Raw genomic sequence first — 19,368 nt, 5'->3', positions numbered from 1 at the left:
CCCTCTGGCCTGCCGGCCATCTCCCCCTCGAGGGGGGAGATTATGCGCTCAGCTTGCCAGCCGGCTCACCATCTCGTGCTGGGCATAGGCACGGCCGAAGCGGTTGGCGAGGAAGGTGTCGAGCGCGATTTCTTCCTGCTTGATGAAACCGGTCGCCGGCAGGCTGCCGTCGGCCAGCATGTCGAGCACGGCGCAGATGCCGGAGGCGGTGGTGATCTGGATGGCGCTGCGCACCTGATCGCCGACGCGTTTCGAGTAGATCTTGTTGGCGTAGGTCTCCTGCAGCAGGCGGCCGTTCTTGCGGCCCGAGACGGTGACGAAGACGATGACGACGTCCTGCAGCGTCGCCGGCAGGGCGCTTTCGAAAATGTCCTTCAGCACGTCGCGGCGGTGGCGCAGGCCAAGGTCGTTGAGCAGCGCCTTCATGATCGCGGCGTGGCCGGGGTAGCGGATGGTGCGGTAGTTCAGCGTGCGCACCTTGCCCTTCAGCGTCTCGGCCAGCGTGCCGAGGCCGCCGGAGGTGTTGAAGGCCTCGTAGGTGACGCCGTCGAGCGAGAATTCCTCGCGCTCCTCCAGCGGTGGCACTTCGACCAGCTCGCCCTCGACGATCGCTTCGCAGGGCTCGCAATATTCGTTGATGACGCCGTCGGTGCTCCAGGTCAGATTGTAGTTCAGCGCGTTGGACGGGTATTGCGGCAGGGCGCCGACGCGCATGCGCACGCTTTCCAGCGTGTCGAAGCGGCTGGCGAGGTCATTGGCGACGATCGAGATGAAGCCCGGCGCCAGGCCGCATTGCGGGATGAAGGCGCTCTTGCCCGAGCGAGCCAATTCCTTGACCCGGCGGGTCGAGACGACATCCTCGGTGAGGTCGAGATAGTGCACGCCGGCACTTGCCGCCGCCTCGGCGATGCGCGTGGTCAAATGGAAAGGGGCAGCGCTGAGCGCCGCGAACTTGCCAGCGAGCGCCGCTTCAAGCGTGCCGGAGGCCTCGATATCGAGCTCCAGCGTCGCAACCGTGGCCGGCACTTCGGCAGCAGTGAGCTGCGCCGCCGAGCGGTCGACGAGCGTGACCTGATAGTCACCCGTGGCGGCGAGCATCTCGGCAATGGTCGAGCCGATCTTGCCGGCGCCGACAACAACAATTTTCTTCATGACCGATCCCTCGCGCAAAAGCTGATTTATGTCTTTTTGTCTTATGCATGTCGTTGCCCCAAACCGCTGAAAACTTTGGGCGACATGCATGAGTTTTGCAGCTTGCCCGTCGAAAGGAAGCGTGGAATTGTTCGAAACGAAACTCTAATTGCGCAATCTGCCGACGGGAATCGTTGAAATGCTCAGTGACGCCGAACAGGCCCTGCTTTCCCTGCTGCGCGAGAACGCGCGCGCCTCGACCGCCGAGCTCGCGCGGAAGCTTGGTGTGTCACGCACGACCGTGCAGAGCCGGCTCGAACGGCTGGAGCAGCGCGGCATCATCATAGGCTATGGCGTCCGGCTGGCGCCGGACTATGAGCAGGGGCTGGTGCGGGCGCATGTGCTGCTCACCGTGACACCCAAACTCGCCGACAAGGTGGTGCGCGGCCTGCGCGACCTGGCGCCGGTCAGGACGCTGCATTCGGTCAGCGGCAATTTCGACATGATCGTCATCGTCGACGCGCCGTCGATCCGCGACCTCGATCTGCTGCTCGACCAGATCGGCGCCATGGACGGGGTCGAGCGGACCTCGTCATCGATCATCCTGTCGACGCGGATTGACCGGTGAAGCTGCTGATCTCCCCCCTTGCGGGGGAGATGGCCGGCAGGCCAGAGGGGGTCGGTTCGACCGGATGCGACCTCCTCACGACAGATGGGGGTTAGCGCTTCACGTGAGGCGACCCCCTCTGTCGCCTACGGCGACATCTCCCCCTCAAGGGGGGAGATCGACCTCTAATCCACCGCCAAGGGAAAACTCACCACCACCTCAAGCCCGGGCCGGCAATCCTCGAGCGTAATCGATGCGCCATGCAGATCGGCGATGGCCCTGACAAGGCTGAGGCCCAGCCCGCTGCCGGGCGTCGAGCGGCTGTGGTCCAGCCGGTAAAGCCGCTGGAAGACCTTCTCACGCTCGTCGGCGGGAATGCCGGGTCCGTTGTCGGCAACGCTGGCGACAACGTGGTCGCCCTGGCGCGTCACCGACAGTTTGATGGATGTGCCTGATGGACAATGGCGCAGCGCGTTCTCGACTAGATTGGCGAACATCTGCGTCAGCAGTTCGCGATCGCCGTGGATACGGTCCATCGTTTCCTGCCGTTGCGCCAACGACAGCGATTTTCCGTCGTCCTCGGCCACGTCGGCGTAGATCTCGGCGATGGTTTGCAGCACCTCGCCCAGATCGATATCGGTAAACCGCGCCCTGCGGGCGCCGGCCTCGATCTGCGCGATGCGCAGCAGCGCGTCGAAGGTCTCGTTGATCTGCAGGCTCTCGGCATATGCCTCGGCGAGTTCACTGGTGATTTTCTGACCCGACAGGTTCTTTTCGGTCGCGGTGTCGAGGATCATCTGCAGTCGGTTGAGCGGCGTCTTCAGATCGTGTGCGATGTTGGCGCTGACCTGTTTCATGCCTTCGACCAGCGCCGACAGGCGGTCGAGCGCGGCGTTGACCTGGTTGGAGACGATGTCGATATCGTCGCCCTTGCCGGTCAGCGGAATGCGGGTGTCCAGCCGTCCATGCGAGACGTCCACCATGGTGGCGGCGATGCCGTCGAGACGGCGCTGGACGCGCGAGGCAAGCAGCGCGCCGCCGGCGACCGCCAGCCCGGTGATGATCAGCGTCCCCCAGCCGAAGCTCATCAGCACCACCTCTTCCAGCTCCTCCGTTTCGGAAAGGCTGAAGGCGACGGTCAAAGTGTTGCCGCCGATCGAGCCGGAATAGGCGCGGTACTCGGCGCCGGGCGGCACGCCAGGCATCTCGGCATTGAACATCGAGAAGCCGTCGGGAAGCCCCGCCGCGGTGAAATTGCCGGCCAGGCGATTGCCGGCCGCGTCGGTCAGCGAAAACAGCTGTTGCTTCCTAGGGCTGCGCATGGAGTGGCTGCCGACGGTCTCCACCAGCTCCTTGAGATCATTGTCGGCATAGGTCGCGGCGACGACGGCGTAGGTTTCCTTGATGGTGTCGTCGAGCCGCTCGGCAAGATCGGCGCTCATCATCTGGTAGACGATGGCGCCCGACAAGATGAAGGCCAGCACGAACAGAAAGGCGAAGGTCAAGGCAAGCCGGAACGGCGTGCTGCGCAGCAGGCGGGACCAGGTCTCGGTCATGGCGGCGCGTGCAGGCTGTAGCCGGTGTTGCGGACCGTGTGGATGAGCTGGGTTTCGAACGGCTTGTCGATCTTGGCCCGCAGCCGGCTGATATGGGTCTCGACGACGCTGGTCCTGGGATCGAAATGAAAATCCCAGACGCGCTCCAGAAGCATGGTGCGGGTGATGACGCGGCCCTCGCCGCGCATCAGCACTTCCAGCAGGCTGAACTCCCTCGGCTGCAGGTCAATCGGCTGACCCCGCCTGACAACGCGCCGCATGATCAGGTCCATCTCGAGGTCGGCAACCCGCAGAACGGTTTTCTGCTCCTGCGCGGCCGGCCGGCGGCCAAGCGCGTTGATGCGGGCGAGCAGCTCGGAAAAGGCGAAGGGCTTGACCAGATAATCGTCGCCGCCGGCCTCGAGGCCTTCGACGCGGTCGTCGACGCCGCCGACGGAGGTGAGAAAGATCGCCGGGGTCCGTACGCCCGCGGCGCGGATCGCCTTGATCATCGACAGGCCGTCGAGGCCCGGGATCATGCGGTCGGCGACGATCACGTCATAGCTGCCGCTGGTCGCAGCGAAAAGCCCGTCATGCCCGTTGCGCAAGAGGTCGCAGACATGGCCGGCCTCGGTCAGTCCCCTGACGATGTAGTCGGCCGTCCTGAGGTCGTCCTCGACGAGAAGCAGTCGCATGAAAGGTCCGGTCCGTTGCCGAGATCGGCAAGCTAACACCGGCACGGGCTTGTTCCTAGGATGTCGCGAGGCCGCATGTCCGGTGGCGCTTCGCTCTAAACATTCGAGATTGGCCGAGGCCTTCACAACTTCGTCATCCCAGGGCGGAGCAGGAGCGGAGCTCCGTCGCGGAGACCCTGGGATCCATGCCGCGACCCCAACGTGTCGCCACGGTTCAGAATTCTGCTCCGCTGCATCCTTCGGCCGAGGTCGCGGCATGGATCCTCGGGTCTGCGCCGCGTCGCTACGCTCCTTGCTCCGCCCGTGGATGACGAAGCGGGGGGGTTTTCGGTAATTGTCAACGCTAGCGCAACCGCCCTGTACCCTATTCCGATTCCAGCAGGATTTCGTCGGCGTCGTCGGTTGCGCTCTTCAAGGTCATGTGAACGACGAGGGCAATGATGCAGCCGAGGAAGAGCAGGCTGGTGAAAATGGTGCCGAAGCCCAGGCCGCCATGCCTGACCGACCGTGACAGCAGGTCGCCGAAGGAAGCGCCGAGCGGCCGCGTCAGGATGTAGGCGAGCCAGAAGGCCAGGATGCCGTCGAGATCGAGCAGCCAGTAGGCGAGCGCGATGAGCGCGATCGCGCCGCCGAACAGCAGACCGGTGCCGAGGTAGCCCATGCCGAAGCTTTCGGCGACGAGGTCGCCGGCGGCGGTGCCGAGCGAGAACGTCAGGAGGATCGCCAGCCAGTAGAAGATCTCGCGCCTGGTGGTGAAGATGGTATGGATCGACAGCGTCCTTTCGCTGGCGTACCAGACCGCGAATGTCGCGGCGAGTGCCACCGAGAAGGCGATGGTCGTCGTCTGCAGGCGCACGCCGAAATCGTCGACCAGATTGTCGGTGACCAGCGTGCCGACGATGCTGATCAGCACCACCGCCAGCCAGTAGGCCCAGGGCACATAGCGTTTCTGCGCGAATTGGACGACAAGCGCGGCAATCAGGACACCGGTCATGATCAGCGAGGTGACGGGCAACCCAAGTCCGATCGTGTCAGAGAGATAGTCGGCCGCCGTCTCGCCCATGGTGACCGCCATCAGCTTGATCAGCCAGAAATCGAGGGTGACCTCCGGAACCCTGTTGTGGCTCGGTGCGGCGGGTTGCTGCATGTTGGGCGCGAGCATGGCTGATGTCCCGAGATCCTTGATTGCGGCGGCGCAGAATTGAGCCGGCATGGCGCACAGTACGCAGCAGAGTTCGCATCAGCCTGTCCGGCGGCATACAAATTCGTAAGAATGGGTCTCGTAAAAGGCCGCTACGCCCGACGGCGCGCCGATGGTGCCGGCCTGCTGTTCCCGGCCTTCGTCGCGCTCTCCTGAGCGGCTGCTTGTCGTTGTTTTGGCGCAATTCCCAAGGGAAAGCGCTATGCGCTTTTCCCGGGAAAAGCGCTTCACACTTTTCCTGGAATTGCTTAGCCGCCAAGCGGATGCGGCATGTAGCCGACAAAGCCCGCGATCTTCCAGCTGCCGCCGACCTTGGTGCAGAAATACAGCGTCTGCCATTTCAGCCTGTCCACGCTGCCGTCGGCCTTGGCGACCGAGCCGTCGAATTTCTTGTGCAGCACGGCGCGGTCGCCGTCGACATCGATGTCGCGCATGTTGGTGACGCGGAACAGCGCCTCGCGCAGAGGCTCGGCGAATTTGGTCGCCGCGGTCTCCTTGGCTTGGCGCAGCCACTCGTCGCGATAGATTTCCAGCCGCGGAAACTGCAGTCGCCAGGCATCGGCATTGCTCAGGAAACGCGCGTGCATGCCGAAGAAGCTTTCGGCGACGAAATCATCCTCGACCATCGGCCAGTCCTGGCCGATGAAAGCGTCGATGTCGCGCCGCACCAGCATTTCCCAGAGCGCGTGACGATCGGCGTCGCCTGCCGGAAACGGGTTCTTGTCGTAGGTCATTGCTGCTGTCTCCGGTCTGGCAAATGCTGTGCGTTGCGACCGCAAGGCGGGCCGCCAGTGCGCACGATGCAAGCGCTTCTGTAATAAAGCAACATGAATTCCTGGGAATGTTGCTTTCCAACAAGGCCTCTATGAGGATCGCCCCGATCGGGGTAAATGTCGATCGAAGCGGGCGCTGTCATGGCGCCCCGCCCTGTCATCAGAGGAGGCCTTCCCTTGCCCAAGCAATGTTTTGGAACGTCGCATGTGCCGCTGTCGCCCGCCGTGCGCGCCGGCGATCTCGTCTATGTCTCCGGCCAGGTTCCCGTCGGCAGCGACGGCATCGTGGTCAAGGGCGGCATAACGGAACAGACCGAGCAGGTGCTCGCCAATATCAAGGCCGCACTGGCGCTCGCCGGCTGCACCCTTGACGATGTCGTCAAGACGACGATCTGGTTGGAAGATGCGCGCGATTTCGGCGCCTTCAACGCGGTCTATGCCAGGCACTTCCCGAAGAACCCGCCGGCCCGCACCACGGTCGAATCGCGGCTGATGATCGACATCAAGATCGAAGTCGAGGCGGTCGCGTACAGACCGGTCGGATAGGCGACAACGAAGCGGAGGTTCCCCCCATGCAATTCGACCTCCTGCTGAAGGGTGGACGGCTGATCGATCCGGCGGCCGGCATCGATGCGCTGCGCGATGTCGCCATTGCCAATGGCCGAGTCGCTGCGATCGATGCCGATATCCCGGTGACCAGCGCCGCGCAGGTCGTCGATGCCGCCGGCTGCATCGTCACATCAGGCCTCGTCGACCTGCACAGCCATGTCTATTGGGGCGGCACCTCGCTCGGCGTCGATGCCGACCGGTTGGCCGCAAAGAGCGGCACCACCACCTTCATCGATGCGGGCAGTGCGGGTGCAGGCAACTTCCTCGGCTTCCGCCGCCACGTCATGGAGCGCTCGAAGGTCCGCATCCTGGCCTATGTCAACATTTCCTTTGCCGGCATTTTCGGCTTCTCGCAGACGGTGTCGGTCGGCGAGTGCAGCGATCTCCGGCTCTGCGAGCCGCGCGAGGTCGTGGCGGCGGTGCGCGAACACCGCGATGTCGTGGTCGGCGTAAAAGTCCGCTCCGGCAAGCACGCCGGCGGCACCAGCGGCATCGCACCCGTCGATCTGGCGCTGGAAGCCGCCGATCAGGCCGGGCTGCCGCTGATGGCGCATATCGACGAGCCGCCGCCCGGCCGCTCGGAAGTGCTGCCGCGCCTGCGCAAGGGCGATATCCTCACCCACTGCTTCCGGCCGTTCCCGAATGCGCCGGTCTTCGCCTCCGGCGCGGTGCGGCCGGACATGCGGCTGGCGCGCGAGCGCGGCGTCATTTTCGACATCGGCCACGGCATGGGCTCGTTCGATTTCGCGGTCGCCCGGGCCATGCTCGAGGAGGGGCTGGCGCCCGACGTGATCTCGAGCGACGTGCATCTCTACTGCGTCGACGGGCCGGCTTTCGACATCCTGGTCTGCATGTCGAAGCTGCTGGCGCTCGGCATGCCGCTGGTCGAGGTCTTGCGCGCCGCGACGCAGGCGCCGGCACAGGCGATCGCGCGGCCTGATCTGGGCACGCTGGCGGTCGGCACGGTTGGCGATGTCGCCGTGCTCCGGCAGCACCCAGGCCGCTTCACCTTCGTCGACGCGGTCGGCGCATCGCTGGTCGCCGACCAGCGGCTGGTCTGCGAAGGCATCGCCATCGGCGGCACCTGGTGGCCAAACGAGACGGTGAACGACGTCAGCGAGACGGAACGTTTCGGGGCGCATGAACGGCATACGCATGTCGAGGTTGCGGCGAGGCATTTTGGGCATCGGCATGAGTAGCTGATCTCGGCCGTCGGGGTTGTGCCTGCCTAACGGCGGCTGCGCGTTTGGCGAATGGCTTCCCCCACTCCGTCACCGCTTCGCGGCGCCACCTCTCCCCCCTCCGGAGGGAGAGGAAAAGCGCCAAGGCTGGCAAACTCGTGCCCTTCCTCTACCCCGTCGATCGGGGGAGAGGTGGCGAGCGAAGCTCGACGGAGTGGGGGTCGATCTTACCTGGCGTTGCTCACCGCCCCATAGACCGGCGTCTCTATCCCCTCCATCCGTGCCTTGATCTGCAGCGCCACATATTTCGAGTAGAAGCGCGACAGTGCGAGGTTGCCGCCGTGGAACCATAGCGCTTCCTGCGCGGTTGGTTTCCACATGTTGCGCAGCTCGCCTTGCCATGGGCCGGGGTCGCCCTTCACGCCGGAGCCGAGGCCCCAGCAGGGGCCGACCTTGTCGGCGACCTCGCGCGAGACGATTCCCGCCACCGTCTCGTTCATCGACTGATAGCCGGTGCAGGCGATGATGGCGTCGGCGGCGAGTTCGGTGCCGTCCTCGAACAGGATGCCGCTCGGCGTTAGTGACTTGATGGCGACGCCGCTGCGGACGCCGATCTTGCCGTCGATGATCAGGTCGGACGCGCCGACATCGATGTAGTAGCCGGAGCCGGTGCGGTAGGCCTTCATCAAAAGGCCGGTCTCGTCGTCGCCGAAATCGATGGCGAAGCCGGCGGCGCGCAGGCGGTCGTAGAAGGCCGCGTCGCGCGCCTTGACCACCTCGTAGAGGGCGCGCTGGCCCTTGGGCACCAGCGCGAACGGCGTCGAGGCGACGATCATGTCGGCCTTCGCGGTGGTGATGCCGCGCGCCAGGGCGGTCTCCGAGAATATCTCGAAGCCGACTTCCATCAGCGTGTCCGACTTGACCACGGTGGTCGGCGAGCGCTGGATCATGGTGACGTCGGCGCCGCTTTCCCAGAGATCGACGCAGACATCGTGCCCGGAGCTTGCCGCGCCGATGACGGCGACCTTTTTGCCGCGAAATTTCTCGCCGCTGGCATACTGGCTGGAATGCAGCAACTCGCCCTTGAATTGATCGGCGCCCGGCAGATCGATCCGCCGTGGCGGGCCATAGGCGCCGGTGGCGAAGACGATGTGCCTCGGCTTCAGCGTGATCTGCCGGCCGACGCGGTCGACCACCACGGTCCAGACCTTTTCGGTTTCGTCATACGAGGCGCTGAGGCACTTGGTGGCGACCCAATAGTTGAGTTCCATGACGCGCGTGTACATTTCCAGCCAGTCGCCCATCTTGTCCTTGGGCGTGAACACCGGCCAGTTTTCCGGGAAGGGAATGTAGGGCAGATGGTCGTACCAGACCGGGTCGTGCAGCACGAGCGTGCGGTAGCGGTTGCGCCAGGAATCGCCCGGCCGCGCATTCTTCTCGATGACGATGGTGGGCACGCCGAGCTGGCGCAGCCGCGCGCCGAGCATGATGCCGCCCTGGCCGCCGCCGATGACCAGGCAATAGGGCTGTTCATCAGTGCCAAGCTCGCGCGTTTCGCGCGCCCGCGCCTCCGACCAGGTCTCGCGCTTGGGATCGGCCTTGTGGCGCACGCCCAGCGGCCGCGCCGCCCCCTTGCGCTCCTCGAACCCTATCAGGTCGGGCATCGCCGTGAACAGCGTCCGGCAGCGGCCATCGCGCAGCCGCATGATGCCTTCCCCTGACGCCACTGCGGTTTCGAAGCTGAACCAGGCTTCGATGATGCCCTCGTCCGAAGTTGCCTCGCCGGTCAGGCGCCATGCCGTCGGCTTCGCCGTCGCCAGCGTTGCCGCCAGCATACCGGCGATCGCCTCGCGACCTTCCATGGTCGTGATGTTCCAGGTGAAGGTCAGGAGATCGCGCCAGTAGCAATCATCGACGAACAGGTTGCTCGCTGCCGCCGCGTCGCCCGTTTCGAGCGCCTGCGCCAGGGATTCGAGCCATGCGGCGGCCTGTTTCGATGGGGCTATCTCGAGCATTTTTTCCTCTTCCTGCATGCGTCTAATCTGTGTTGGAACGGTAACTTGTCGGACTCGGCGCTGCCCCTCATCCGCCTGCCGGCACCTTCTCCCCGTGAACGGGGGGAAGAAACTAATCCCCGAGCGGCTCCATCTCCTTGCCGGTGCGGTGGATCTGGGCGTTGTATTTGATGCGGCGGACGGTCTCGCGGGCCGAGCCGTCGAGCTTGTAGGCGGAGGCCACCGCCAAAAGGTCGATCGCGGCCAGGAAGGCGAAGCGCGAGGCCGTCGGCTTCAGCGTGTCGGGATATTCCGGCACCGCCACCGTCAGCCTGACGTCGCAGGCGCGCGCGAGTTCGGTGTCGGGCGCGGTCACGGCGATGGCATTGGCGCGGTAGTGCTTGGCAAGTTCGACGGCCTCGATCACCTCGCGCGTGCGTCCCGTCGCCGAAATGGCGATCACCAGATCGCCGGGCTTCAAGGTCGAGGCGGTCATGCGCATCAGGTAGGGATCGCACTGGGCGCTGATCGATATGCCGTAGCGAAACAGCCGGTACTGGGTTTCCTGCGCCAGTGCCGAGGAGCTGCCGCCGAGGCCGAAGACCGTGACCTGGCGCGCCTTGGCGATCAGCTCGGCCGCCTTCTGCAGCTGCGCGGGGTCGAGCTGCCGCTCGGCCTCCTGCAGCGCCCGGCGCGCCTCGCCGAACACGGCATTCCAGAACGGCATGCCATTGTCGTTGCTGACGGAAGGTGACTTGGCCAGATAGAGCGCACCGACGACGAGGCTCTGCGCCAGCTTCAGCTTGAAGTCGCGCACGCCCTCGCAGCCGATGGCGCGGCAGAACCGGGTCACCGTCGGTTCGCTGACCCCGGCGCGTTGCGCAAGGGCGGCATTGGAGGCATCGACGGCGTATTTGACATCGTCGAGCACGACGTCGGCGACACGCCGTTCGGCCGGACGCAATTCCCCGTAGGAATCCTTGACCAGCGAGATGATGTCGGGGATGCGCCGGACAGGATCGCGCCCCTCCGCATCGTCGCTTGGAACAGGCTCTTCCTGGCTGCCAGCTTCGGTCATGAGATCCCGGTCTTTCCCTGGTTGCGAGGCTGACGTCTTAGCATGTTTGCACGCCATGGCTCCACGTGCCCGGCCGCATCGCAACCGCAGCGTGTCGTTGGGGAAGCTTCACGTCGCCGCTTTCTTTCCAGTCCACGCGAATTCAGAAGTATGTAGGAAAGCAACATAGATTTCAAGACGTAGAAAATTGTTCAAAAACAGCAAATTAGCTATTGGACCAGACTTTTGTGATACAGGTACCAGCGCTCGTGCTTGACAGGAAAGTAGGATAGTTACAGACTGATTTTCGCAGGGATGAGCCAATGGATCATCGCGCAATCTTCCCGGGGGGCAGATGAATACGGGCGATGCGAAAAACCCGAAGCTTGGCGTGCAGGCAGCGACCAAGATCTATCACACGGCCTCCGGCGACCTGCTGGCGCTGGACCGTTGCAGCCTCGATATCAGTGCCAATGAAATCGTCTCGATCGTCGGTCCTTCCGGTTGCGGCAAGACGACCCTTTTGTGGTCGATGTCGGGCCTGCATGGCCTGACCAGCGGCGAGATCCGGCTCGACGGTATCAAGATCACCGGCCCACATCCCGATATCGGCATCGTCTTCCAGGAAGCGAACCTTCTGCCGTGGCGCAATCTCGACGCCAACATCCGCTTCCCCTTCGAGATCAAGGGCGAAAAGCCGGACCGGGCGTGGATCGCGCATCTGCTGAACCGCGTCGGGCTCGATGGCTTCGGCGGCAAGTTTCCGCGCGAACTGTCGGGCGGCATGCAGCAGCGCGCGGCGATCGTGCGGGCGCTGGCGCTGAAACCCTCGGTGCTGCTGATGGACGAGCCGTTCGGCGCGCTCGACAGTTTCACCCGCGAGGAGATGAACCGCCTGGTCGAAGAGATCTGGCTCGACACCAAGACCACCATCGTCTTCATCACCCACAGCATCGAGGAGGCGATCTTCCTCTCCGACCGGGTGGTGGTGCTGAGCGCCCGGCCGGGCCGCGTCGCCAAGGAATATCGTGTGCCGTTCGCGCGGCCACGCTCGCTGGAGATCATGGCGACGAAAGAGGTCTTCGACCTCACCAACCGGATCAAGATGGACATAGTCGGCGAGCGCACGCGGCCAAAAGCGCCGGAGCGCCCGAGCGCCGAGATCGTGAGGATCAGACCGTGAGCGGAGGTGACGCCATCCCGGAATTCTCGAAAGCCAAGTCGGGGGCCAAATCCGGCGACGGCCACGAGGTCAGCCTGACCAATCTGTCGGCCTTCGCCAGTGGGCCCGGCATCAAGTCGGGCAAGGAAGTGACCGCCATTCTTGCCGTGGCGGTGATCATCATCGGCGGCATCGAGCTGGCGTTGCGGCTGTTCCACGTGCCGCTCTACATCATGCCGCCGCCGAGCTCGATTGCCTATGCGCTGTTCGACGAGTTTCCGCTGATCGCGCCGCATCTCGGCTACACGCTGGTCGAGCTGGTGTCCGGCTTCGCCATCGGCGCCGTTATCGGCCTCATCCTGGCTGCGGTCATCACCCAGTTCCCGTTCGCCGAGAAGATCGTCGCGCCCTACATTTTGCTGCTGGTCACCACGCCGATGCTGGCGCTGGTGCCGCTGCTGATCCTGCGCTTCGGCTTCGGCTACACGCCGCGCATCATCGCGGTGGCGCTGGCCGCCGGGCCGATGGTGATGATCAACGCCGCCACCGGCTTTCGCCGCGTCGACAGCGCCAAGATCGTGCTGGCGCGCTCCTATGGCGCCAGCACCTTGCAGATCTTCTGGAAGATCCGCGCGCCGATGGCGCTGCCGATGATCCTGGTCGGACTGATGATTGGCGCCATCTTCGGCCTGCTGACTGCTGTCGGCGCCGAGATGGTCGGCGGCGGCTTCGGCCTTGGCAACCGGCTGACCACCTATTCGTCGATGATCCAGATGCCGCAGTTCTTCGCGGTCGTGCTGATCCTGTCGACGCTCGGCATCCTGATCTACGTGCTGTTCTTCCTGATCGGCAAGAAATGGGCGAGCTGGGAGGCATGAACGCGGGAAACTAGTGGCGCCCGGGAGGCGGGCGACAGGGCAAGACTGACAATCAACAAAAAGGGGAAATGCCATGACCAAAAAAATCTCGATCAACCCGGTGGGGATAAGCCGCCGCTATTTCCTGCAGGTGACCGGCGCCGGGCTGGTGACCGCGACGACACTTGGCGCCACGGGCCGCAAGGCCAGGGCCGAGCCTTATGGAAAATTCACCTGGATCTCGCCGCGCGGCACGCTCGAAGTGCTCGACGACTATCCCTACTGGGCAGCCAAGAAGGCCGGCTATTTCGACGGGCTGGACACCGACATGCAGCCGGGGCCGTCGGATGGAACCGCGACGGTCAAGTTCGTCGATGTCGGCCAGGCCGATATGGGCTTCCCGTCGCCTGGTGTGTTTTCCTTCGCCATCCAGAACGGCATGAAGCTGAAGTCGGTGTTCCACATGGGCGCTCGCGACACGTTCAGCATCGCCTTCCGCAAGGGTGAGGGGTCGAACGACCTGAAGAAGCTGGAAGGCAAGACCATCCTGCTCGGCTCCGCCGCATGGCAGTCGATCACCGACCCGCTGCTGGCCGCTCAAGGCGTCGACATCAAGAAGGTCAAGTATGTCGAGGCCGGCTGGCCGACCTGGGGCACCGCCCTTGCCGGCGGCCAGGGCGATGCCGCTTTGGCATGGGAAGGCCTGCGCGCCGAATGGATCGCCAAGGGGCTCGACTTCGAATACTGGCTCGGCGTGCAGAACTCGAAGCTGCCGGCCAACACCTTCGTCGTGCGTGCCGCCGATCTCGAGGATCCCGACCGCAAGGCGTTCCTGGAAAAGTATCTGCGCGGCTGGGCGATGGGCCTGGAGTTTGGGTATCAAAACCCTCGCGCGGCCGTCGAAGCGGTGTTCGAGCAGTTCCCGACGCTGGCCAAGAATCTCGGGCCCGAACTTGGAACGACGTCGATCCTGCAGCAGATCAACGTCTTCCGCGGCGACATGGACAAGCGCGGCGGCTGGGGCTCGCACGATATGGCGAGCTGGCAGGGCTTCTTCGACGAAATCCACAAGATCGGCCAGATCACCGCGCCGGTGAAGGCCGAGGATGTCTGCACCAATGAGCTGATCGGCCCGGCCAACGATTTCGACAAGGCTAAGGTCAAGGCCGACGCCGACGGATACAAGCTGTCGGAAGGCTTTGCCGCTCTCGATGTCGAGAAGATCAAGGCGCATCTGTTCGATTCGGCGGTGAAATAGGGCTGCGCAAACGAGCAATGTCGGCGCTGCCCCTCGTTGTCCTGCCTTGGCTCCTTTCCTCTCCCTCCGGAGGGGGGAGAGGTGGCGCCGCGAAGCGGCGCCGGAGTGGTGGAATGCGTTCGCCAAACGGGCAGTCGCCGCAGGCACAATCTCTGGCGAGCAAGAAACCTCAGCGCGCGGCGAAGGTCGACCCCCACTCCGTCGAGCCTCGCTCGCCACCTCTCCCCCGATCGACGGGGGAGAGGAAGGGGCAGCGCCAAGCTGAGGTGATTGTCCTGGATTAACATACGGGCGACGACGAGGTCGCCGCCCAAGATTCAATCAAGAATTGGGAGGCGGAATTGTCCGACAAGGTAAAAGTTCTGGTGGTTGGTCTCGGCAATATGGGTGCGTCGCATGCGAGCGCCTATCACCGGCTCGACGGTTTCGAGATCGTCGGCATCATGAGCCGCTCGATCAAGAGCAACACGAAGATCCCGGCGGAGCTCTCCAGCTATCCGCTTTATGAGGACTTCGATCAGGCGCTGAAGGAGACCAGGCCGGACGCCGTGTCGATCAACAGCTGGCCGAACACCCATGCCGAATATGCGCTGAAGGCGATCGCAGCCAATTGCCATGTGTTCATGGAAAAGCCGCTCGCCACCAACAATGAGGATGCCGAAAAGGTTGTTGCCGCGGCGCGGGCCAAGAACCGCAAGCTGGTGCTCGGCTACATCCTGCGCGTCCACCCCTCCTGGATCAAGTTCATCGAAGTCGGCAAGACGCTCGGCAAGCCGCTGGTGATGCGGCTCAACCTCAACCAGCAGAGCAGCGGCAGTGCCTGGCACTGGCACAAGAACCTCATCGATTCGCTGATTCCGATCGTCGATTGCGGGGTCCACTATGTCGACGTCATGTGCCAGCTGACCGGCGCCAAGCCGGTGCGTGTGCACGGCATCGGCGCCAAATTGTGGGCGGAAGCCGACAAGCAGAATTACGGCCATCTGCACGTCACCTTCGATGACGGCTCGGTCGGCTGGTACGAGGCCGGCTGGGGCCCGATGATGAGCGAGACGGCCTATTTCGTGAAGGACGTGGTCGGCCCCAAGGGCGCTGTCTCGATCGTCGCCGGACAGCAGGCGAGCAGCGCGGCCGAACTGGCCGAAGTGTCGAACTCCGCCGACATCGACCGCCACACCAAGACTGACGCGCTCAAGATCCACTATGCCGCGGTCGACGGCGACAAGAATTTCTCGAAGCCCGACGAGATCGTCAGCATGGAGGACGAGCCCGGCCACCAGGAACTCTGCGACCGCGAGCAGGCCTTCTTCCTGCGCGCCATCCGCGAAGATCTCGACCTCAGCGAGCAGATGGATGCGGCGGTCAACAGCCTGCGCATCGTGCTGGCCGCCGAACAGAGCATCGCGCTGGGGCGGACCGTCGACCTGGCCTGAATCCGGCTGCTGGCGCTGGAGGCGGCGCCGGAGGAACGAGAGCATCGACAAGATTGGTGTGTCCAAAGGGCGATCGCTTTAGGTTCGCGAATGTTGGCCCGGAAGCGACAGCTCGGGCACCTCAACGGGTGGCATTGAGAAACTGGGAGAGCGAGACATGGCTACCGACAGTCTGCTGAAAACCTGTGCGGAGTCCGACGCACTGGACCTGGCCGGATTGGTGAAGCGGGGCGACGTTACGCCGGCTGAACTGGTAGACGCAGCAATCACCCTGGTCGAGCGGCTCAACCCCCCGCTCAACGCGGTGGTCCATCGCCTCTACGACATGGCGCGCGCCCAGGCGCAGACGGTCGACAAATCAACACCCTTCGCCGGCGTGCCGTTCCTGCTCAAGGAGCTGGCCTCGTCCTGGACCGGGGCGCCGAACACCAATTCGTGCTTCTACCTGAAAGACGTCGTCGCCGACTTCGATACCGAAGTCGTTCGCCGCATGAAGGCGGCAGGGCTGGTGCTGGTCGGCAAGTCGAACGCGCCGGAGAACGGTTGGTCGATCACAACCGAGCCGAACTCTACGGCGCGACGAAGAACCCGTGGAAGGAAGGCATCACGCCCGGCGGCTCAAGCGGCGGTGCTGCCGCGGCCATCGCAGCGCGCATGGTGCCGATCGCCGAGGCCAGCGATGGCGCCGGCTCGATCCGCATTCCGGCCTCCTGCTGCGGCATCGTCGGGCTAAAGCCGTCGCGCGGCCGCGTCAGCCTCGCGCCGTTCGGCGACTATTGGTATGGCGGCGCCTATTTCCTGTGCTGCTCGCGCACCGTGCGCGACACCGCGGCCTATCTCGACGCGGTGGCCGGCGCGCTGCCGGGCGACCCCTACACGCCGCCGATTCCCAATGGTTCTTGGCTCAGCCTCTCGGCGCGGGCACCAAAGAAGCTGCGCATCGGCTTTTCCGTCACGCCACCCAACGGCACGGCGATCGACCCGGAGGTGAGGGCTGCGGTGCTGGCGACCGTGGCGGCGCTCGAGCGTCTCGGGTACGACGTCGAGGAGCACGACATGCCGCTCGACGCCAACGCGGTCTGGAAAACCTACACCAACATGACCTGCGTGCAGACGGCGGCGACCTTCGACTACCTTGAAACGGTGATCGGCCGGCCGGTGACGCCAAATGACGTCGAGGCGGTGACCTGGGCGATCATCGAGCGCGGCCGCGCGACCAGCGGTATCAGGCACATCTCCGATGTCGAGCAGCTCAGGCAGGTCGGCCGCGACATCGTCGGCGACCTCGGCGCCTACGATCTCTTCATCACCCCGACACTGACTCAGCTGCCGCGCCCGCTCGGCTACTACGACATGTCGGAGACGGACATCGACCGCTACAACGCCAAATGGGCGGATTCGGTGTTTGCCTTCCCCTTCAACATCTCCGGCCAGCCGGCGATCTCGCTGCCGCTCGGCTGGTCGAAAGGCGGCGTCCCGATTGGCGTGCAACTGGTCGGCTGCTACGGCGACGAGGCCACCGTGCTGGCCACCTCAGTGCAGCTCGAACAGGAGATGCCGTGGAAGGGGCGGCGGCCAGCGGTGAGCGCTTAGTTGTACAAGGCAGACACGCGCCGCCGAGTTCCGTGGCGCCCCCCTCTGTCCTGCCGGACATCTCCCCCACAAGGAGGGAGATTGGCAGCTTCGGCGCCGGCCTCTTTTCTTGCAATGTTGAAAATAGGCGAAGGCGGTCGCGACAGCCCTTCTCCCCACTCGTGGGGGAGATGTCCGGCAGGACAGAGGGAGGCGCCGTAGAACGCTACCCTGCAGCAGCGACCACCATTGCTACCCAATCCTCTCCAACCGCCTCGGGAGACGGTTCATGGCAACAGGCCCGTCCGGCGTGATCAGGAACTGGTCTTCGAGATTGAAGCTGGCGAGGCCGTCGATGTAGAGCGGGATCTCGAAGGCCAGCACCATGCTGGCTTCGATCACGACATCGCTGTCGGCCGCAATGAACGGCCATTGTTCGGAAAAGACCGACTGGCCGACGCCATGGCCGAAATGACCGCGGCGGTAGGAGCGCAGGCCTTGCCGCGCGAGGCTTTCGGTCGCGACGCGATGCACGTGGGCGAGCGCGGTTCCCGGAACAAGTACGGCCAGTCCGTCCTCGAAGGCCCGCTCGGCGATCGCGTGCAGCTCGGCCTGCTCAGCGGATGGCGGCCCGAAAATGAAGTTGCGCGACATATCGGAGGCGTAGCCGCCCACGGTGCAGACCATGTCGCATTTAAGCGGATCGCCAGGCGTGGCCTTCGCATCGGCACCCTTGGCCTTCGCGCCCAGCGTCACATATTCGGCAGTTGCCACCGGATGGGCCAGTCCGGACGCCGCGGTGGCGACGCCTGCCCGGTAGAGCGCAATAAGATCGGCCTGGCGTATGCCGGCCATGGCATCCACCTGCAGCCGGTCCAGCCCGGCTTCCGACAGGATGATGCCTTGCTGCAGCAGGTCGATCTCACGTTGCGACTTGATGGCCCGCAGCCTGTCGAGCACCGCTGAGCCGTCGACCATCGTGCAGGCCGGCAGCAACTCCTTCATGGCTGAGAAATCGGCGGCGGCGATGAAATCGAGATCGATGCCGATCGTCGCGCGATCGAGCCCGAACCCGCTCAGGATGTGCTTCAGCTCGCGGACGGAATGGGCAAGTTCGAATGTCGCCGGCCGCGAAAAACCGAGCGCCCGGCCGGACGCGGCAATGCCCGCCTCGATGCGTTGCGCCAGCCCCTGCCCGGATGTCGAGGCGTCAAGCGTGGCCGACTCGATCCAGATCGGGTGGCTGCGGATGACAGCGTCCGGCATGACCCGCTGCAGCTGTGCCGAATTGAAATCCGCCGCCACCACGCCGATCGGCAGGTCCTGGGCCGCGGGAATGACGACGAAGCCGGCGCCGGCGCGCCGGAATAGTCCCGCCGGGCCGATCGAGGTTCCGGTGGCATAGTGGAAGGCCTCGGGCGCACACAGCACCAGCGCCTCGATGCCGGCGTGCTCCATCAGTTGCGCCGCGCGCTCGCGGTCGACAAAGCCTGTCATGAGTTTCTCCGAATGTCCGAAGCGGCAACGGAGCATTCCATGTGGAGACAATCAAGCCGGTTTATGGGCCGCCGGTGCTGTCCTGCTGTCAGCAAAGGCTATGCACCGCAGCGGTCAAGCCGAATCCGCTACTTGATCGATTCCAGCTTGGCGATGGCGGTCGTGAAGCCGGCCAGCGACACCGGGATGGTGACCGGCTTGCGGGTGACCGATTCCATGCCGATGTTCAGATTGGTGCCGGACTTCATGGCCTTGATGAGATCGGCCGACAGCGGCGTGGCGGCATAGGCGCCGTTCTGGTCGCTGGTCTGGATGGCGAGGGTCGTCTTCTGGCCCTGGTCGATCTGATAGCTGGCGCCGGACGGCAGGAACAGCCCGTGCGGCAGAGCAAGCAGCATGGCCAAGCCGCCATTGCCGCTGTCGCGGCGCATGGTCACGGTCAGCACGCGCTGTCCGGTCTTGGCCTCGGTCAAGTTCTGCGACACCTGGCACTGAAGTTCGACGCTTGCCGTGCCGCTGGAGCAGTTCACCGCCCACGGATTGGCATCGGAGGGCTTTGGCTGGGCCGGCTTGGCGTCTTCGGCAAGGGCTGGTCCAGCGGCGGCCAGGATCAGCCACAGGGCGCCACAACCCGCCGCCATGCCAAGTAGATTAGCTTGTGCTAAAGTAAATGTCATGATCTTTTGTCGGATGCCTTGCATGTTTCCTCGCCCCACCAGGTATTCTCCTCGGTAGAGCTTGATACAACAGTCGGGACTGTTCCGAAAGCTGGGCCGGAGACAAGAAAGCCGACGAAATACTGTGAC

The 19,368-nt window shown here is 64.4% G+C and carries 16 protein-coding genes and 1 pseudogene; 8 read left to right on the top strand and 9 right to left on the bottom strand.

Translation table 11 applies throughout. The features are described 5' to 3' along the window. Positions 1-48 precede the first annotated feature (48 nt). On the bottom strand, positions 49-1,152 hold the full coding sequence (locus NKJ06_RS20300) for a saccharopine dehydrogenase family protein (RefSeq protein ID WP_352632077.1): 1,104 nt from the start codon (positions 1,150-1,152) through the stop codon (positions 49-51). A 178-nt stretch (positions 1,153-1,330) separates the two neighbouring features. On the opposite strand from NKJ06_RS20300, the gene NKJ06_RS20295 reads away from it, so the two are divergent. After that, the gene (locus NKJ06_RS20295) at positions 1,331-1,759 is read left to right on the top strand and encodes an Lrp/AsnC family transcriptional regulator (protein WP_352632079.1); all 429 of its coding nucleotides are present in this window, start codon (positions 1,331-1,333) and stop codon (positions 1,757-1,759) included. A 164-nt stretch (positions 1,760-1,923) separates the two neighbouring features. Here the strand turns inward: NKJ06_RS20295 and NKJ06_RS20290 are convergent, their stop codons facing one another. The 4 genes from NKJ06_RS20290 to NKJ06_RS20275 form a co-directional block, all read right to left on the bottom strand. Next, positions 1,924-3,294, bottom strand: a complete 1,371-nt coding sequence (locus NKJ06_RS20290; protein WP_352632081.1) for a HAMP domain-containing sensor histidine kinase — start codon at positions 3,292-3,294, stop codon at positions 1,924-1,926. Then, positions 3,291-3,968: a winged helix-turn-helix domain-containing protein gene (locus tag NKJ06_RS20285; RefSeq protein WP_352632084.1), complete on the bottom strand. Its 678-nt coding sequence runs from the start codon at positions 3,966-3,968 to the stop codon at positions 3,291-3,293. Before NKJ06_RS20285 ends, NKJ06_RS20290 begins: the two co-directional genes overlap by 4 nt. Positions 3,969-4,332: 364 nt before the next feature. Continuing rightward, positions 4,333-5,130, bottom strand: coding sequence for a COG4705 family protein (locus NKJ06_RS20280; RefSeq protein ID WP_352632087.1), 798 nt, complete (start codon positions 5,128-5,130; stop codon positions 4,333-4,335). Between the two features lie 287 nt (positions 5,131-5,417). Further along, entirely contained in the window at positions 5,418-5,903 is a 486-nt protein-coding gene (locus tag NKJ06_RS20275) for a hypothetical protein (protein ID WP_352632089.1), read from the bottom strand. 180 nt (positions 5,904-6,083) lie between these two features. On the opposite strand from NKJ06_RS20275, the gene NKJ06_RS20270 reads away from it, so the two are divergent. Together NKJ06_RS20270 and NKJ06_RS20265 are read left to right on the top strand one after the other, a co-directional pair. Continuing rightward, positions 6,084-6,488 (top strand): RidA family protein, encoded by a 405-nt coding sequence (locus NKJ06_RS20270; protein ID WP_352632241.1) that lies wholly within the window; start codon positions 6,084-6,086, stop codon positions 6,486-6,488. Positions 6,489-6,514: 26 nt separating this feature from the next. Further along, positions 6,515-7,750 carry an amidohydrolase/deacetylase family metallohydrolase gene (locus tag NKJ06_RS20265; protein WP_352632090.1) on the top strand — a complete coding sequence of 412 codons (1,236 nt, stop codon included), beginning with the start codon at positions 6,515-6,517 and terminating at the stop codon, positions 7,748-7,750. A 209-nt stretch (positions 7,751-7,959) separates the two neighbouring features. On the opposite strand, the gene NKJ06_RS20260 is transcribed toward NKJ06_RS20265, so the two are convergent. Both NKJ06_RS20260 and NKJ06_RS20255 read right to left on the bottom strand, forming a co-directional pair. Beyond that, positions 7,960-9,747, bottom strand: coding sequence for an NAD(P)-binding domain-containing protein (locus tag NKJ06_RS20260; protein WP_352810464.1), 1,788 nt, complete (start codon positions 9,745-9,747; stop codon positions 7,960-7,962). 112 nt (positions 9,748-9,859) lie between these two features. Next, a complete protein-coding gene (locus tag NKJ06_RS20255; RefSeq protein WP_352632094.1) occupies positions 9,860-10,804 on the bottom strand; it encodes a MurR/RpiR family transcriptional regulator in 945 nt (314 codons plus the stop codon). A gap of 334 nt (positions 10,805-11,138) precedes the next feature. Here NKJ06_RS20255 and NKJ06_RS20250 point away from each other — a divergent pair, with 334 nt between their 5' ends. The 5 genes and pseudogenes from NKJ06_RS20250 to NKJ06_RS20230 all read left to right on the top strand — a co-directional run bounded on the left by NKJ06_RS20250 (position 11,139) and on the right by NKJ06_RS20230 (position 17,086). Next, entirely contained in the window at positions 11,139-11,966 is an 828-nt protein-coding gene (locus NKJ06_RS20250; protein ID WP_352632096.1) for an ABC transporter ATP-binding protein, read from the top strand. Continuing rightward, on the top strand, positions 11,963-12,823 hold the full coding sequence (locus tag NKJ06_RS20245; RefSeq protein WP_352632098.1) for an ABC transporter permease: 861 nt from the start codon (positions 11,963-11,965) through the stop codon (positions 12,821-12,823). Before NKJ06_RS20250 ends, NKJ06_RS20245 begins: the two co-directional genes overlap by 4 nt. Before the next feature lie 73 nt (positions 12,824-12,896). After that, positions 12,897-14,060 (top strand): ABC transporter substrate-binding protein, encoded by a 1,164-nt coding sequence (locus NKJ06_RS20240; protein ID WP_352632099.1) that lies wholly within the window; start codon positions 12,897-12,899, stop codon positions 14,058-14,060. A 341-nt stretch (positions 14,061-14,401) separates the two neighbouring features. Continuing rightward, complete coding sequence (locus NKJ06_RS20235; protein WP_352632100.1) at positions 14,402-15,493, top strand: Gfo/Idh/MocA family protein; 1,092 nt, start codon at positions 14,402-14,404, stop codon at positions 15,491-15,493. A 157-nt stretch (positions 15,494-15,650) separates the two neighbouring features. Continuing rightward, positions 15,651-17,086, top strand: a pseudogene (locus NKJ06_RS20230) (amidase). A 231-nt stretch (positions 17,087-17,317) separates the two neighbouring features. Here the strand turns inward: NKJ06_RS20230 and NKJ06_RS20220 are convergent. After that, complete coding sequence (locus NKJ06_RS20220) at positions 17,318-18,562, bottom strand: M24 family metallopeptidase (RefSeq protein ID WP_352632102.1); 1,245 nt, start codon at positions 18,560-18,562, stop codon at positions 17,318-17,320. 128 nt (positions 18,563-18,690) lie between these two features. After that, complete coding sequence (locus NKJ06_RS20215; RefSeq protein ID WP_352632104.1) at positions 18,691-19,239, bottom strand: invasion associated locus B family protein; 549 nt, start codon at positions 19,237-19,239, stop codon at positions 18,691-18,693. Positions 19,240-19,368: the final 129 nt, after the last annotated feature.

Source organism: Mesorhizobium sp. M0293, from assembly GCF_040321735.1.
Classification (GTDB): Bacteria; Pseudomonadota; Alphaproteobacteria; order Rhizobiales; family Rhizobiaceae; genus Mesorhizobium.
The sequence above is the reverse complement of the archived record's forward strand: the minus strand, read 5'-3'. Positions and strand labels throughout refer to the sequence as shown.

Excerpts from the sequence above, each read along its gene's own strand:
- NKJ06_RS20285 (WP_352632084.1), bottom strand. The coding sequence starts at position 3,968 with ATGCGACTGCTTCTCGTCGAGGACGACCTCAGGACGGCCGACTACATC.
- NKJ06_RS20250 (WP_352632096.1), top strand. The coding sequence starts at position 11,139 with ATGAATACGGGCGATGCGAAAAACCCGAAGCTTGGCGTGCAGGCAGCG.
- NKJ06_RS20290 (WP_352632081.1), bottom strand. The coding sequence starts at position 3,294 with ATGACCGAGACCTGGTCCCGCCTGCTGCGCAGCACGCCGTTCCGGCTT.
- NKJ06_RS20275 (WP_352632089.1), bottom strand. The coding sequence starts at position 5,903 with ATGACCTACGACAAGAACCCGTTTCCGGCAGGCGACGCCGATCGTCAC.
- NKJ06_RS20220 (WP_352632102.1), bottom strand. The coding sequence starts at position 18,562 with ATGACAGGCTTTGTCGACCGCGAGCGCGCGGCGCAACTGATGGAGCAC.
- NKJ06_RS20255 (WP_352632094.1), bottom strand. The coding sequence starts at position 10,804 with ATGACCGAAGCTGGCAGCCAGGAAGAGCCTGTTCCAAGCGACGATGCG.
- NKJ06_RS20265 (WP_352632090.1), top strand. The coding sequence starts at position 6,515 with ATGCAATTCGACCTCCTGCTGAAGGGTGGACGGCTGATCGATCCGGCG.
- NKJ06_RS20270 (WP_352632241.1), top strand. The coding sequence starts at position 6,084 with ATGGCGCCCCGCCCTGTCATCAGAGGAGGCCTTCCCTTGCCCAAGCAA.
- NKJ06_RS20300 (WP_352632077.1), bottom strand. The coding sequence starts at position 1,152 with ATGAAGAAAATTGTTGTTGTCGGCGCCGGCAAGATCGGCTCGACCATT.
- NKJ06_RS20240 (WP_352632099.1), top strand. The coding sequence starts at position 12,897 with ATGACCAAAAAAATCTCGATCAACCCGGTGGGGATAAGCCGCCGCTAT.
- NKJ06_RS20215 (WP_352632104.1), bottom strand. The coding sequence starts at position 19,239 with ATGACATTTACTTTAGCACAAGCTAATCTACTTGGCATGGCGGCGGGT.
- NKJ06_RS20260 (WP_352810464.1), bottom strand. The coding sequence starts at position 9,747 with ATGCTCGAGATAGCCCCATCGAAACAGGCCGCCGCATGGCTCGAATCC.
- NKJ06_RS20295 (WP_352632079.1), top strand. The coding sequence starts at position 1,331 with ATGCTCAGTGACGCCGAACAGGCCCTGCTTTCCCTGCTGCGCGAGAAC.
- NKJ06_RS20280 (WP_352632087.1), bottom strand. The coding sequence starts at position 5,130 with ATGCTCGCGCCCAACATGCAGCAACCCGCCGCACCGAGCCACAACAGG.